Raw genomic sequence first — 15,745 nt, forward strand, 5'->3', positions numbered from 1 at the left:
TTTATTTGACTTCAATCATGCCGCGAATCACGGCAGCCACACGGCTTTGGTCTTGGTGCACCACCATGCGCACCACACCCACTTTGTCTTCGTAGCTCTTGGCGCCATTCAGCAGCTCAGGCGGAATGGTGGGCTTGGCTGCATTCTTTTTCTCACGCTTGATGCGTTCTTTGATGTCATGCAAAGACTCGCCTTCGGCGATCTCGATCTCACCTGGGGCTAAGTCGCTCGATGGCGCATCAGCGTTAACCTCTGAATCCGAAGCCATCGAGACATCGCCTGCGTTAGACGCGGAAGCACCATCCGCCAAGTCCCCCGAAGCCGCCGTTGTGGCGTCGACATCTGGCACATCGGACGATGCGGCAAGCTCAGCCCCCTCCTCGGCCGCCACCGGAGGCGCAGGCAGCACCAAAGGTTGACGACGTTCGGGCAACTCCAGCAGCAGCTGTTGGTAGCGAATTTTTCCTGTGCGTTGGGACGCGACTTCTTGAGTGGCGCGCTGCACATGCGCTTGCACCGACTCAATCAACGCACGCTGCATGTCTTGCGGATTGGCATTGCCCGTCAGCATATTGAGCATGATGGGGCGCACCACGGTCACCACAATGACCATGAAAATCAGCCCCATCAACAGGGTATTGAGTACGTCAGGGATGTACATCAGCAGCTTCCTCGGTTACTTTTTCGGCATCGTCTTCAGCGACTTCCAAAGCCTCAGGCTTCGCCAAGGCCGACTGTTTGCGCCAGCTGTCCACATCGATCAACATGGTGCGCGCCAACGCTTCTAAGCGATGCTCCACCAAGTCCTCCACGATCATGTCGTTCGCAAACACGCGCACGCTGCCCGGCTTCATGTCGTGCACGGCGTCGAGTCGCATGCCTTGAATGAAGGCACCGCCGTCTGCTTGCAAACGCGCCTTGTCTTCTGGGTTGAGCTCGACCACCACAGCGCCTTTGGCAGGATGGTCCAAGTCGTCCAAACAACGCTGCACCAGTTGTTCCATGGCATGGCCAGAGGTGCGCAACTCGCACTTCACCACTTGCTCGGCCAAATGCAAAGCCAAGCGTTTGAGGGGTTCAAAGAATTGGGTGGGGTCTTCCAACAACGCGTTGAGCTTGGCAGACACTTCGGCCATCACCTCGTTTTTGGCCGTGACCTCTTGCTCGGCGAGTGCTTGCGCCTCGCGTGCTTGTTCTTCCGCCAAGGCCAAGCCTTCTTTCATGCCTTGCTCACGGCCTTCAGCCAAACCTTGTTCAAGTCCCTGCGCGAGCCCTTGCTCAATGCCTTGGGCAATACCCTGCGCCAGGCCTTGTTCGATGCCCTGCTCTAAACCTTGGGCCATGCCTTGTGCGAAATGTGCAGCTTCGCGCTCAGCCACTTCGTCGTGGGGCACCCCTTCGATCACGGGTGCTGCAGCAGCAGCCTCGGCGGGTGCAGGCGCATCGGCCATCTGCGCAGCGGCATGCAACGAAGCTTGCGCAGATTCGTCTTGTGTATCTTCAAAAGAAGCGGCGGCATCGGCCACTTTCGGCAACTCACTGGCCACGGTCTCAGCGTCAGTCAACGCAGCGTGTTCGTCGGCATCGCCTTCGGTATGGGCGGCATCGTTGGCCTGAGTTTCTGGTGCATCGACCGCTTCAGTCAGCGTCGATGGCGCGACGGGCTCAGCCGCGACGACGCGCTTGGGCTCGGGTGCCTCGTACACATCCAACACGAAAGGCAAGTGGGCATTGGCACTGGCAGCCTCTTGTTCTTCCAACGCTTTTTTAGCCAATGCGTGCTGTTTTTTGACATCGTCCAGCAAACTGAACGCACGCTGTGCGCTATCTGACAAAGCATCGTGAGAGACGGGGTGATCGTCACGAATGAACCCCGAGTCGTGGCTGCCAAACGTGTCGCTTGCAAAGCCTTGCGCCTCGCCGCCTTGCCAACGGCTGGACGTGAAACCACGGACGGTGTCATCCGCCAACACGCCGAGATTGGGATGCCACACCTTGGTTGCGCGTGCAGGATTGGGCCGATTAAACAAAGTCGGCGCCTCCCAAAACCAGCTCGCCGGAGTCCGACAGCTTGCGCGCCATGCGCATGATCTTCTTCTGCGCTTCTTCCACGTCCGCCATACGCTGGGGGCCTTTGGCCTCCATGTCGTCGCGGAACATGCCGCGCGCGCGCTCAGACATGTTGTCAAAGAAGCGGTCTTTCACGCCGTCGCTGGCACCTTTGAGCGCCATCATCAACATGTCGGGCTCGACGTTGCGCATGAGCACCTGAATACCTTTGTTGTCCACGCTCATCAAGTTCTCGAACGTGAACATGTTGTCTTGAATCTTGAGCATCAAGTCGGGATCGATTTCGTTCAAGCCGTTCATGATGCTGGCTTCCAGCGCCGTCTTGGTCAAGTTCATGATCTTGGCCGCAGCTTGAATACCGCCAAAACTCGACGACTGAGCGGACGCGCTCTTCGAGAATTGCTGCTTCATGATCGACTCCAGCTCGGCCATGGCCGAAGGCTGAACCGTGTCCAAACTGGCCACACGCTGAATCACTTCGGCGCGCGTATCGGGTGGCAAGTAGTTCAACACATCGGCAGCGACTTCGCTTTCCAGCAACGACAAGATGATGGCCACCACTTGGGGGTGTTCACCACGAATCATGTCGGCAATGCCGCGTGCATCCATCCAACTCAAAATGTCCAAACCTTTGGTGCCTTGGTCGGGCATGATGCGGCCCAACACCGAAGCGGCTTTGTCGTCGCCCAACGCACGTCGCATCACGTTTTCCACGTAATCGGTGTTGCCCATGCTCAAGGTCGATTGTTTCTTCAAGTGCTCCACAAACTCGTCGAGCACCACGTTCACAGCGTCTTGCGAAAAATCGGCCACAGACACCATGGCGCCGCCCAATGCTTGTACTTCTTTGGGGTTCAAAAATTTGATGATGTCTGCCGCTTGTTCTTCGCCCAACAGCAGCATCAACACTGCCGCACGTTGCGTCGAGGTGATAGCCGCGAGCTCGGCGCGCAGCGCCTCGGTCATCACAATCGCGTTGTCGTTATCAGCCATGGTTTTTCCTCAAACTTATTCTCTTAGACGGGGGGGCGGATCAAGGCCTTGAGCACACCCGCCACGCGGGTGGAGTCTTCTGCCACGATCATGCGAATCAACGCAACTTTGTCATCATACGAGTTGGCTGTGTTCAGCAGGTCTGCAGAAATCGATTGTTTCTTAGGCTTCAGGCTGGCCATGCGGGCTTTGACTTCTTCCAGCGTTTCGCCTTCTTGAATTTCAATCTCGGCTGTCTCAGCCTCAGGGCCCAAAGCAGCTTTCGCTTCTTGCTTGATGCGCTCTTGCTCAGCCGCTGCGGCCTCGGCAGCGGCTTTTTCTTCGGCAGCGACACGGGCTGCCTCGGCCACCTTGGCAGACTCTTCAGCAAGACGTGCAATCTCGGCTTCGTGGGCTTCTTTGGCCATTTTGGCACTGGCCTGTGCAGCGGCCGATTCGGCCGTGGCGACATCGATGGCCATTTGGGCATCGGCGGCGGCGGCGGCGGCGGCAGCAGCGGCAACAGCAGCAGCATCGACAGGTGGCGTGGTCAAACGGCGCACCATGGGCAACACAATCGTCATCAAGACCAGCAAGAAGATGCCACCCACCACACCGGCATTCACCAGAATTTGGTAGTTTTCGTCGCGGTACCAAGGCACGGCTGTTGGGTCGATTTGAGGTTCAAACTTGGTACCCACCACAGTGACTGCGTCACCACGCTCGGCGTTAAAACCCACAGCGCCTTTGACCAACTGGTTCAAACGTTCAATTTCTTCAGCCGTGTAGGGAATGGATGTGGCTGGGGCTGCGCCATCGGCAGGCTTTTCGACTTTCATGCCAGCAGGAATGGGACGCTCGTTGATCAACACACCCACACCAATTTTGGTGATGTTGCCCATCGCACCTTTGGTGTGACGCACAGAGCGGTCGAGTTCGTAGTTTTTAGTGCTGCGCGCTGTGACCTGCGTGCCTTTTTCACTCACGCCCTTCAAAGGGTCTGAGTTGGTTTGGGTCGTGGCTTGGGGGTTGGTTGGTGCGGGCGGTGTGTTCGACAAAGAGCCAGGAATACCAATCGCGTCACGCATGGTGTTGCGGTCTTCCACAAACAACTCCGAACGGGTTTTGGGGCCTTTGTCTTGTGCGTCGTAATCTTCGGTGGTGACTTCGGTTTGTGTGAAGTCAAGCGTCATGCTGACTTGCGCACTCACGTTGGCCTCGCCCACGATGGGGGCCAGCAATTGAATCAAACGGGTGCGGTACAGGTCTTCCATTTGCTGCTTTTGCGTCAGCTGTGCAGAGGTCATGCCCAAAGGCTGCTCGACCAACATTTCGTTCATCAAGCTGCCGAAGTTATCGACGACCGACACGTTTTCAGGGGCCAAGTAAGGCACGCTCGACGCCACCAAACGGATGATGGCTTGCACGTTGGCCGACGACACGGTGTGGCCTGGCAAACGGGTGATCACTACCGACGCTTTGGTCGTGGCACGGTCACGCACAAACACGCTTTGCTTGGGTGAGGCCAAGTGCACGCGGGCTGATTTGATACCGCCGATTTGCGTGATGCTGCGGGCCAGCTCTTGCTCCATCGCGTTGTTGTAACGCACCTGCTCCATGAATTGGCTGGTGGTCATGGCAGGCATGTCTTTGAGGTTGTCCATGCCCGAGGCTTCGGTGCGTGGCAAACCTTTAGAGGCCAACAACATGCGCGCTTCTTGGTAACGTGAGGTGGGCACAGAGATTTGGCCGGTATTGACATCAACCTCCGGCTTGTATTCACCCGCCTTCAGGGCTTCGATGGCCAATTGCTTGTCTGCATCGTTGAGCATCAAGACCAAAGGACGGTAAGGCGTGGGCTTCATCGACGTGAAAAACACGGCAATCGACAACAGCAGCATGAAGATCACCACGAAGGGCAAGGTTTTGCGCACCGTGGGTTGACGCAAGATGTCGCCCACCAAAGCGCCAGGGCCTTCTTTGGCGTTCAGCCATGCGGGCAAATTGTTGTTGCCCGCTTTGCCGCTGCCGCCACCCGAGGTGGTGCTCATCGCTGCGTTATCGGCGCCCGTCGAGGCCACAGCCAAGGGGTTCATGTTCAGGGTATCAGTTGCCATATCAGTCTCTCAATCCAGATTACACCGGCATGTTCATGATTTCTTCGTACGCTTTCATGACCTTGTTGCGTACTTGCAAAGTGGCTTCAAAAGCCAGCGAGGATTTCTGCATGCTCAACACCACATCGGTGAGGGGCACGTTTTCGCCGCGGTCATAGGCGTCTGTCATGGCCGTGGACTTGGCCTGCGTGTCGTTGACTTTGTCGAGCGCTGTTTTGACCGATTCAAAAAAATTAGATTGGCCTTCGATCTTGGTAGAGCTGCTTTCGCTCACCGACGATGACGAACCGGTGGACTGCGCTTGGTGCGCACGCAACGTCTCCATCATCGACATGATGTTGGCGTTAGAGATGCGGTCAATCATGCGGACACTCCTTCAGACATACCCAAGGTGCGCAGCTGCGCGAGTTTGTAACGCAAGGTACGTGGGCTGATACCCAACTTGGCAGCCGCTTCCATCCGGCTGTCGGTACTCTGAATGGCAGCCATGATCACTTGGTGCTCGCTGGCTTTGACGGCATGGCCCAAATTCACAGGGGCCGATGCGTCACGCATGGCGATGGGGGCCATGGCTGCCACAGCAGCAGTAAACGCGGGAGTTTGCACTTCTGGCGTCACTGGCATGGCTTGGGCCAAGGCCTCGTTCAAAGCAGACATGACCGAGGCAGCAGGCAACGCATGCACAGCGGGCAAAGCTTGGTCGTCCATCGCGGCATCGTCGAACATCAAATGCGCAGGGCTGATGGTGCGGCCGCCACACAACACCACAGCGCGTTGCACCACGTTTTCGAGTTCACGCACGTTGCCAGGCCATGGGTAGCTTTGCAGCAAAGCTTGGGCATCTTCGGTCACCGTGAACGGCACGCCACCTTTGACATGACGGGCCAAGGACTGCGCCACCAAGGGCACGATGTCACCTGGACGGTCCTTCAAAGGCTGAATACGCAAACGGAAGGTGCTGATGCGGAAATACAAGTCTTCACGGAATTCGCGTTGCTCAATGGCCAGCTTCAAATCTTTGTTGGTGGCAGCGATCACGCGCACATCGAGGTCGATGGTGCCTTCGCCGCCCAAACGGTTGAGTTTTTTCTCTTGCAACACGCGCAGCAACTTGGCTTGCAATTGCATGGGCATTTCACCGATTTCGTCCAAGAAGATGGTGCCGCCGTGGGCTTGTTCAAACAAACCTTTGTGTTCTTTCAAAGCACCCGTAAAAGCGCCCTTCTCGTGACCGAACAACATGTCTTCAATCAAGTGCTCAGGCATAGCCGCGCAGTTCAACGCCACAAACGGGCCTTTGGCACGGGGTGACGACTCGTGCAAAACACGGGCCAACACTTCTTTGCCAGCGCCAGTGGGGCCGACCAACAAGGCGGTGACTTCGGTTTGCGCCACGCGTTGGGCCAAGGCCAGCAAATGTTGGCTGGTCGGGTCCACAAACACATAGCTCTTGGTTTTGAGTTCGGGTGCATTCAAACCCTTGACGGCATCTTGCCAAGCACCAGCCGACCACTCGTCCGCTGGCAACACATGCAGAGCGCCCAAACGCATCGCGTCCACAGCCACTTCCATGCGGCGACGTTCCACACGGCACAACACAGGCACGGTGTGGCCCAGTTGGGCAATGAGGGTTTGAACTTCTTGCAACAGCTCAGCGCTGTCACCCAGACGAATCACCAACACATGCGCACGGCGCAAGGCCAAGGTCAGGTCGCCCAAAGTAGAGACGGTTTCCAGACTGATACCGGCGGCATCCAGCTGGGCGCGATCTGCCGCTTGCAGTGGACTGAAGGGGTCCAACCACACGGCATGAATAACGTTGACAGAAGAAGCAATCACTTTGAACAGCCTGAAATAAAGGTAAGACTGTTATGCAAGGTGCGTGCCAGGTGGTTTTGTAACCTATGTAATTAAATTAATGCGTACAACAGGCCTGCGAAAGTCAGTTTTCTGACGATCCGACGGTTGCTCGACAGGCTGAGCTGTCTTTTTTTCTACAGGGGGTTTAGCGACAAAAGCGCCACAAAAACGGCCGTCCGTGCGCAGCACTTCCAGCGAGGGAATCACACGCGAGCGAAAACCCATGAACTTGCAGCCGTAAGGTGCACGCACATCCCAGGTGGTCGTCAAGTAACGACAGTCCCAACAATTGGGGCCCTTGGGTAAATTGGATAACTTAGACAATTTGGGTTCAGGCGAAGCGCCCTCTTCGGCTTTCACAGCGTCAGGAGGGGCTTGGGTTAACCGCCCAACAACTTCATGACTGACTGCTGGCTGGTGTTGGCTTGCGCCAAAACCGCGGTCGCAGCTTGCTGCATGATTTGGTTCTTCGCCAATTCGGTCGAAGCCGAGGCGTAATCTGCGTCTTCAATCTGACTGCGCGAGGCAGACAGGTTCATAGATACATTGGTCAAGTTATTGATAACGTGGTCCAGTCGGTTCATCACAGCACCCATGGTGGCGCGTGTTTGGTTGACCTTGTCCATGGCCTCATCAAGTTTGGCCAGCACAGCTTGTGCCCCCTCGGTCGAACCTATGGAAGTTCGCGTCAAAGGCTTACCCATCAAAGTGGGGCCACCTGGCAAAGCTTCTGGAATCGCTTGACCAACGGCCAATGGATCTAAATCTGCATCCCATGTGATAGCACCCGTGATCGGGCCACCCTTACCAAAGTCAGCCAAATCGATCGTGATCTTTTGACCGGCGCTGGCACCCACTTGGAAGGCCAACCGTCCAGTGCGTGGAGGGCTCATCTTTGAGACAGCTTCGTCAACTTCACCGCCGTATTTACCTTCACGGAAACCGAGTTTTGTGAAATCGCCTTCTGTCGTGAATCCATTGTCACCTGGCTCCACCGTAAAGGCTTTGGCAGACTGCAATGTCACGGTACCGTAGACTGTATTGGCACCAGTGTAGGTTTGTGTGGCACCAGGCGCACCCTTAACACCCGGTGGATTGTTTGTATCTGTGCCCAAGCCAAGGCCAAAACTACCGGCATTGACCTTGTCGCTATCAAACCAAACGGATACGTTGCGGCCGTCAACGGCTGTTAACGAGATCCCGCCATTGCCGTTATCTGAAGCCTCAACGCCAGAATATCCAGCCAAACTCTTGACTGCTTCAATCACCTTATCTCGACGGGCAGCTGGCGCTTCGCCGGCCACCATGTTAACCACTACGTTCACGCCGTTGATGAACAAAGACTGATCGCCTGTGACTTCTGGCTGAGCAATAGAAGTAATGCTGCCTTCTATACGTGCCGGCAAAGTAAGCGCAGTGACACCTGTCAAATCGCTACTGGCATTGATTGCTGCTGCAGTTGCCAATGCACTCGAAATGCGTGCACTGGATACAGTCTGGGTGCTAGAAAGCGTATCGTCACTGGCTGCTGCCGCACGAATTGGCACGCCATTGATGATCAGGTCGCCGGTCCCCAATGTTGGAAACGCAGGCGCCGTATTCAACACCGTGGGTTTGCTCGCAGCTGTGCTGGTCACCACAATGTCTTGGCTGGAAGAAATCGAGCGTGAGCTAGAGAAAATAACACTTGAACCCGACGATGCAACAGAGGAAAAATCGGATGACAAAGGATCTAAACCAAAGAAGCCGTAATCGGGATTGGCAGGTGTCGATCCAGCTGCCAAGCTTGAAAATGCTGCTGCGACCTTAGCGCCCGTCACGGGACCATCGGCTGTGAAGGTCAAGCCTGCCACAGTCACCGTTTCGGCATCTGCCAAATCGGAGAAAGTGATGGTGTATGTCGGCGTTGCCACGGCACGATCCATGGTCGTGACAGACGATAAAGTCTTACTGGTGTAGTTGAAACGCTCCAAACCAAGACGCGAAATGTCGCCGTTGGGTGCAGATGTGATGTTCACAGACTGTTCAACAGCACCTTCCAGAGAATACGTACCTGATTGAATACCATTCTTGACACCCGTCAAACGTGAGAAGTCAGCATCTGCAGCGGCTGTGTTGAATGCAACTTCGATGTTGCGCCCATCATCGGCCACCAAGGTAATGCCTTTGCCTTCTGTGAAGGTATCAATGGCACGAACGCCGGTCTTGGCTGAAATAAAGTTAATCGCAGCCACAGCCAGTGCACGTGATTCACGCGGGTTATCCAGCAAGGTTTTGACCATGGGTGTCGTAAACCCGTTGATCGTCATGGTTCCTGCTGCCACGCCAGAACCAGACATGCTGGTTCCAGTCATGATGTTGGGATTCACGACAGCCTGAACACCAGAAAGAAGTGTTTTTTCATTAATGGCTGCCACTTTTGCAATAGCGCTTCCAATTGCATTTTCAGGTCGTGAAATCTTGTCATCAACAATACGAGTTGCACCGATCGTGATGCCATTGATGATGGCATCCCCTGCATTGGTAGCCTCCAATGGCTTAAACGAACGCGTGACGGACATGTTGATGGTGTTATCGGCAACAAAGTTTAATGGTGCAGATGCAGTGTCAATCTGCTCAAAAACAACATCACCACCCTTAAGCAAGTTGTTGCCAACTTGGTCCAAGGCTTCTTTACTGATCGTCACCACGCCACCTGCGATGCTGACCGCTGGCGAAATATCAATAATTTGACCGTCGTTTAAGGTAAAAATCGCCGTCCGTGCAGATGTGGCACCGGCCATTGTGATGCTCAAGATACCAGCTTTAGCAAATGAACCTTCGCCGGTGACCAAGACTCCGCCACCTGCCACACCTGTTGTCGTGGATACAGTTGGGGCAAGAACACCTGTGCCTGCCGCCGAGACCACAAAGGGATCCGTCGAAGTAACATCTGCAAAGGGGGCATTGCTTGTGTAGGTAACACTGCTTCCCACCGCTGGTCCAGATGCGTAATCTTTGATATCACCAATGCTCAACGCAGAAAACTTGCCCTTTGTACCACTGAGCGTTGTTGGATCAACCGTGCTCGCCAAGTTGGCAAAGTTAGCAGCCACTTCGGCAGCAGAGTTGTCTGTAGTTGCGGTGTATGTCAAGCCGTTTACAGTGACGGACTGTCCTGTTGACAAGGCTGGAAACGAAACCACGGAGGTTTGAGTTACACCACCAGAGGCGCCGGTCGTACTTGACACGGGCGCAGAGGAGGACATCTCAATCTCGGCGTTGTAAATGGGTTCAGATGTAGTTTTGTAGACGGGCTTGATACCAACACGTTCGCCAGTTGAACCGTTGAGAACAGGAAAACCATTCCACTCAGTGTTGTCGGCAATTTGGACAATTTGCTTTTTCAACTGTTGGAATTCCAGATCCAAGTAGCTACGCTGATCGTTGTTGTTGGTGTCGTTAGACGCTTGGATCGCCAACTCACGCATGCGTTGCATCATGTCCGTGATTTCGTTGGTCGCCCCTTCCGCTGTTTGGATCAGGGTAATGGCATCTCCCGCATTGCGCACAGCTTGATTCAGACTGCGAATTTGCTGCGTCATGCGTGTGGCAATCGCCATACCCGCCGCATCGTCGCGTGACGAGTTGATGCGCTTACCAGTCGACAACTGCTGCATGTTGACAGCTTGACTGCGTTCTGTCGATTTCAGTGCCGCCTGCGAAAACAGGGCTTTGACGTTGGTGTTGATAACTGCCATTTTGTATTCTCCTGACCTACACGGTCTTTAACTACCCAAACCCTTAAGCAAACTGCGTGCCAAGTGTTTTAGCGCTTTTTTGACGGTTCAAATAAGGGGTTGAAAGTAATCTTTTGGTTGCTGCGGCAAGCTTTGTTCACGCAAAGCGGCAAGGTCTTGCCAGCGGCAATTTCAAGTTAGTGGGTGTACCCATTCGTTTCAAGGGTATTGGCATATTCCTCAAGGGAAAGTGCCTCAGCGGTCAATTCAAGCTGCTCGGGATAAGCAGCCAAACCCTGCTGTACAACTTGAATGGCACGAACAGGATCTAAGTTACAACGCAATGCGCGCACGAGCATTACATAAGTGAAAGGCTGTGTATTGCTGCCTTGCAATGTCAACAAGTCTTCCAAGAATTCCACGGCCAGTTGCCAATCTTGGTTCATCACAGCGAGCAAACCGTTGATAGCCAGCATGTCTTCACTTTCGGGGTAAAGGCTCATACCAGCATCACCCAATGCACAGGCCAAGGACGTCTGTTCAGTGGCAACCAAGGCTTGAATAGCTTCGCGAATTTCGGCGGGACTAAAGCGTTTGATCGCACTGGCGTTGAACAAGCCACCGACCGCGGCTTGGTTCATCAATTCTTGAATAAGAGACATAATTACTCCTGACAATGTTTGGTTAGTTGTTTACCTGAGTCAATAAAACACAGGCTCAGTCAGTAAAAGCAATATCAATGCCAACTTTTAAAAATAATGAAACCAGAAGAAAACCTTACTAATTCGCGCTTTTAAATAGAAAGACTTTAAATAAGTAAATATTTATTACTATAAAAATAATTGACATTTTTTGCTAAAGCTTTTCTGCGAGGTGTCGATTCAAACGATTCACGGTGGAATGGAAGTTCTACCGAGCGTTGTAATCGAGTTGTTCAAACATAAGACTGAGAGTCCCTCATGGCTATATCAATATCAGAGATCCGTGCCGCATCGCCCAGCACCATCACGAGTTACTCCACCACAACGGTGCGTGGTATTGATCCAAATACCGTGAAGGCCATGTCCGCAACGCAAGTGAAGGCACTGTCCTCGGCCCAAGTGAACGCCCTGACATCCACTCAAATCAATTCCTTGAAAGTGGAATCAATTGACACTGGAGTCATCAGCAGTTTGGACACCACAGTCTTTGCCGCCATGACGGTCAAGCAAATTCCTGCTCTCACGACCGACCAAATCATCAACATGATTGGCTCACAACTCAACGGATTAAGCTCTGGCCAGGTGCAATCGATGCAACTGGCTGATGTCTCCGCCTTGCAAACAACGCAAATTCAGGCGCTCTCATCAACCACCCTAAACACGCTTACAGCCTTGCAGCTCAAGGCATTCAGTAGCACTCAAATCAAGGCCCTGAGCGCCACGGGCCAACTCAATAATTTAACGTCTGCCAAATGGCAAGGGCTTTCAGTGAATGCCGTCCAAGCCTTGAGCAGCAGCCAACTCAATGCTTTGAGTTCCAGCAAGATTGTTGACTTGACTAACGTGCAAGTTCGCTCATTGACCAGCACACAACTCAACAGCATGAGCTCAACAGCGCTTCAATCCATTGAAACCGCTGATTTGCAAGCCCTTTCTGCCAGCCAAATTACAGGCCTGAGCAGCACGCAGCTCAATAACCTGTCTAGTACTCAGCTCAAAGCCTTGAGTGGTAGCCAAATTCAAAGTTTGTCCAGCACCCAGCTCAACAACCTGACCTCCACCAACTTAGGTCACTTAGAAACCGCGGATGTCAAAAGCTTGACAGCCGCTCAAATCAGCTCCCTCAGCAGCACTAAGTTGAATGAGCTGGGTTCGGCGCAAGTCAAGGCATTGTCAGGTGTGCAGCTTAAAGCGCTCACAACGTCTCAACTGAATGCACTCAACACCACACAAGCGGGCAACCTCACGTCAACGCAATTACAAATCTTGACGGTTAACCAAATCGGTGCTCTCAGCTCAGAGGTTGTGCAGGCCCTGTCTTCCAGCTCGATTGAGTCCCTCAGCGCCGGCCAAATTGGCGGCCTCTCCACCTCAGCTATGGCTGGTATCAACACCACCAAAGCCGGTGAATTAACTGCGAACGCCATCAAGTCACTCACGAGCAGCCAGCTCAATGCCTTGAGCACCGCGTCACTGGCCAAACTCAGCACCAGCGCTGTCGCGGGCTTAAGCGCCCAGCAAGTTGGTGGGTTGTCTTCCACGCAGCTGAACAGCCTCACCAGTACACAGCTTCAAGCGATTGATGCCAACGACCTCAAGTCGTTGACCACATCACAAATTCGTAGCATTGACTCTGCGCAATACAACCAATTGAGCTCTAGCCAAGTGCAAGCGCTGACGGCCACACAGTTGCAAGCCATGACCACGGCCCAAGTGGACAACCTGAGCTCAGCGCAAATTCAATCCTTGAGCGATGTGCAAATCAAAGCACTGACCAGCACGCAACTCAATGCGCTGAGCTCTTCCAAACTACAAGCTATCCAAACCCAAGACTTGAAAGCCCTGACGGTGCAACAAGTGACGGCCATGTCCTCGACGCAACTGAATGCCTTGAGCTCTGCGCAAGTTCAGTCCTTGGACAAGTCACAAATACAAGCCCTGACAACCACCCAAGTCAGCGGCATCAGCTCCACTCAGGCCTCCTTTATTGGTATTGAGCAAGCCAAAGCGATGTCTGACAAGCAACTCAATGCCTTGTCTACTGACGCAGTTGCTAAGCTGAGCACAGCTGCAGTTCAAGCTCTCACGGCGAACCAAGTCGGCAGCCTGAGCTCCACGCAACTCAACAGCCTCACCAGCAACCAAGTTCGTGCGTTAGATGCCACCGACCTGAAAGCGATCAAGACCGATCAAATCAGCAACCTTTCATCCTCGCGCTTGAATGATTTGAGCTCCACCCAAGTTCAATCATTGACAGCAGTGCAGTTGAAAGCGCTCAGCAGCACCCAGGTGAATGACCTGAGTTCAACACAACTGCGCAGTTTGAGTGACCTGCAAGCCAAAACCTTGACCAGCAGTCAACTGAACAGTTTGAGCTCAACCAACCTGCGCGTTCTGGAAACGGCTGACATCCAAGCCCTGATTCCCGACCAAGTCAAAGCGCTCAGCAGCACACAACTGAACAATTTGACATCGGATCAATTCCAGGCGCTCAATGCCACCCAGGTCAAAGCTTTGACCAGCACCCAAATTGGCGCTTTGAGCAGCACACAAGCAGGTTTCCTGACCACGGCTCAAACACAAGCCTTGGTCGCCACGCAGGTCAGCGCCATCAGCTCGTCCTCGTTGACAGCCATGAGCTCGACCGTCATCAACGCCCTTACGGCAACCCAAGTTGGCGCTTTGTCGACCTCGGCTATGGCGGGTATCACCAGCACCAAAGCTGCCGACCTAAGCACGCTGGCCGCACAAGCCTTGACCACCAGCCAAATTAACGCCTTGACCTCTGGCGCTTTGACCAACTTGTCCACCGCTGCCATCACTGCTCTGACGGGCAAACAAGTTAGCGGCATGTCGTCCAGCCAACTCAATAATTTGACCAGCTCTCAAGTCACCGCTCTGGACGCTACCGACGTGGCCGCTTTGACCACAGCACAAATCCGTAATTTGAGCTCGACGCAATTCAACAACCTCGGTTCTGCCCAAGTCCAAGCACTCAAAGGCGATCAGTTGCAAGCCATGACCACCACACAAGTGGAAAATCTGAGCACAGGCCAACTGAAAAATCTGAGTGAAACTCAGATTGCGCTGCTGACATCGACACAACTCAATAGTTTGAGTTCCACCAAACTGCAAGCCATCGAGACCAATGACATTGCAGCACTGTCCCTCGCCCAAGTGCCGAGCTTGAGCACAACCCAGTTGAATAACTTGACCTCAGGTCAACTGCGGGCCTTGAGTGGTGTTCAGATCCGTGCTTTGACCACGGGTCAAGTCACCGCCATCTCCACAGGTCAATTGGGCAACCTCAGCACCACTCAGCTGACCAGCCTGACCGTGACACAAGTCGGTTCGCTGAACTCAGCCGGATTGCAAGCTCTCAGCTCTACCCAAATTGAATCCCTGTCTGCGGCACAAATTGGAGCGATCTCGACCACGGCCATTGCTGGCATCAACACCACGAAGGCGGGCGAGCTCTCTGGCACAGCAGTGCAAGGCCTGACCACAGACCAACTCAATGCCATGAGCCAAGCCTCCATTGCCAAGTTGAGCAGCGCAGCCATCACAGCGCTCAGTGCCAACCAAGTCAGCGGTTTGTCGTCCACTCAGCTCAACAGCTTGACCAGCTCGCAGCTGCAAGCCATTGAGACTGCAGACCTGATCAAACTGACCACGGCGCAAATCAGCAATATCAACTCAACACAGTTCAACAGCCTGGCTTCTGCACAAGTTCAAGCCTTGACCGCGGTTCAGTTGCAAGCTTTGGGCACTTCACAAGTTGACAACTTAAGTACCACTCAAATCAAGGCCTTGACCGGCGATCAAGTCAAAGCACTGTCCAGCACACAATTGAATGCGTTGAGCTCCGCCAAACTGCAAGCGATTGACACTGCAGACATTGAGATGCTCACTTCGCCTCAAGTGAGCGCACTAAGCACCACCCAAATGAATAATTTGGGAACCAGCCAAGTGCAAAGCTTGTCCAACTCAGCTCTGCGGGGGTTGACCAGCACGCAACTCAACAGCCTGAGCTCGACCAATTTGCGCGCTTTGACCACAACCCAAATTAGCACCCTTGAGGCTGCGCAAATGGGCAGTCTGAGTACAACTCAGATCGCTAACTTGACCTCTGCTCAGGCAGGCGCTGTGACTGGTGCACAACTTGCCGTGATGACCTCCGACCAAGAAAGCCACCTGCCGGACGATCCGGCCTAACTGCTCAAGTTAAGTCTCTTTCAGTGCACCCAGTGAGCCACCGCGCTCGCTGGGTTTTCTGCGTTTAAAAAAAATTTAGGGCCTAGGGCTC

Annotated in this window: 9 protein-coding genes; 1 reads left to right on the forward strand and 8 read right to left on the reverse strand. The window is 53.9% G+C overall.

What is annotated here, in order from left to right:
* Window position 1: 1 nt before the first annotated feature.
* From C5F52_RS18490 to C5F52_RS18530, 8 genes are all read right to left on the reverse strand, one after another.
* On the reverse strand, window positions 2–661 hold the full coding sequence (locus C5F52_RS18490; protein WP_146100113.1) for a hypothetical protein: 660 nt from the start codon (window positions 659–661) through the stop codon (window positions 2–4).
* Window positions 648–2,030 carry a FliH/SctL family protein gene (locus tag C5F52_RS18495; protein ID WP_146100114.1) on the reverse strand — a complete coding sequence of 461 codons (1,383 nt, stop codon included), beginning with the start codon at window positions 2,028–2,030 and terminating at the stop codon, window positions 648–650. Before C5F52_RS18495 ends, C5F52_RS18490 begins: the two co-directional genes overlap by 14 nt.
* The gene (fliG, locus tag C5F52_RS18500) at window positions 2,023–3,063 is read right to left on the reverse strand and encodes a flagellar motor switch protein FliG (protein WP_201747047.1); all 1,041 of its coding nucleotides are present in this window, start codon (window positions 3,061–3,063) and stop codon (window positions 2,023–2,025) included. Before fliG ends, C5F52_RS18495 begins: the two co-directional genes overlap by 8 nt.
* Before the next feature lie 23 nt (window positions 3,064–3,086).
* On the reverse strand, window positions 3,087–5,159 hold the full coding sequence (fliF, locus tag C5F52_RS18505; RefSeq protein ID WP_104799836.1) for a flagellar basal-body MS-ring/collar protein FliF: 2,073 nt from the start codon (window positions 5,157–5,159) through the stop codon (window positions 3,087–3,089).
* A 19-nt stretch (window positions 5,160–5,178) separates the two neighbouring features.
* Window positions 5,179–5,523: a flagellar hook-basal body complex protein FliE gene (fliE, locus tag C5F52_RS18510; RefSeq protein WP_104799837.1), complete on the reverse strand. Its 345-nt coding sequence runs from the start codon at window positions 5,521–5,523 to the stop codon at window positions 5,179–5,181.
* Entirely contained in the window at window positions 5,520–6,998 is a 1,479-nt protein-coding gene (locus tag C5F52_RS18515; RefSeq protein WP_236657918.1) for a sigma-54-dependent Fis family transcriptional regulator, read from the reverse strand. The genes fliE and C5F52_RS18515 overlap by 4 nt, the downstream gene beginning before the upstream one ends.
* Window positions 6,999–7,399: 401 nt before the next feature.
* Window positions 7,400–10,759, reverse strand: a complete 3,360-nt coding sequence (locus C5F52_RS18525) for a flagellin (RefSeq protein WP_104799838.1) — start codon at window positions 10,757–10,759, stop codon at window positions 7,400–7,402.
* Between the two features lie 176 nt (window positions 10,760–10,935).
* Complete coding sequence (locus C5F52_RS18530) at window positions 10,936–11,400, reverse strand: hypothetical protein (protein ID WP_146100115.1); 465 nt, start codon at window positions 11,398–11,400, stop codon at window positions 10,936–10,938.
* Window positions 11,401–11,697: 297 nt separating this feature from the next.
* On the opposite strand from C5F52_RS18530, the gene C5F52_RS18535 reads away from it, so the two are divergent.
* On the forward strand, window positions 11,698–15,654 hold the full coding sequence (locus C5F52_RS18535; protein ID WP_146100116.1) for a hypothetical protein: 3,957 nt from the start codon (window positions 11,698–11,700) through the stop codon (window positions 15,652–15,654).
* The last annotated feature ends 91 nt before the right edge of the window (window positions 15,655–15,745 follow it).

Source organism: Limnohabitans sp. TS-CS-82 (assembly GCF_002943475.1).

Coding starts and splice junctions, on each gene's coding strand:
- fliE (WP_104799837.1), bottom strand. CDS start 5,523: ATGATTGACCGCATCTCTAACGCCAACATCATGTCGATGATGGAGACG.
- C5F52_RS18490 (WP_146100113.1), bottom strand. CDS start 661: ATGTACATCCCTGACGTACTCAATACCCTGTTGATGGGGCTGATTTTC.
- C5F52_RS18535 (WP_146100116.1), top strand. CDS start 11,698: ATGGCTATATCAATATCAGAGATCCGTGCCGCATCGCCCAGCACCATC.
- C5F52_RS18525 (WP_104799838.1), bottom strand. CDS start 10,759: ATGGCAGTTATCAACACCAACGTCAAAGCCCTGTTTTCGCAGGCGGCA.
- fliG (WP_201747047.1), bottom strand. CDS start 3,063: ATGGCTGATAACGACAACGCGATTGTGATGACCGAGGCGCTGCGCGCC.
- fliF (WP_104799836.1), bottom strand. CDS start 5,159: ATGGCAACTGATACCCTGAACATGAACCCCTTGGCTGTGGCCTCGACG.
- C5F52_RS18530 (WP_146100115.1), bottom strand. CDS start 11,400: ATGTCTCTTATTCAAGAATTGATGAACCAAGCCGCGGTCGGTGGCTTG.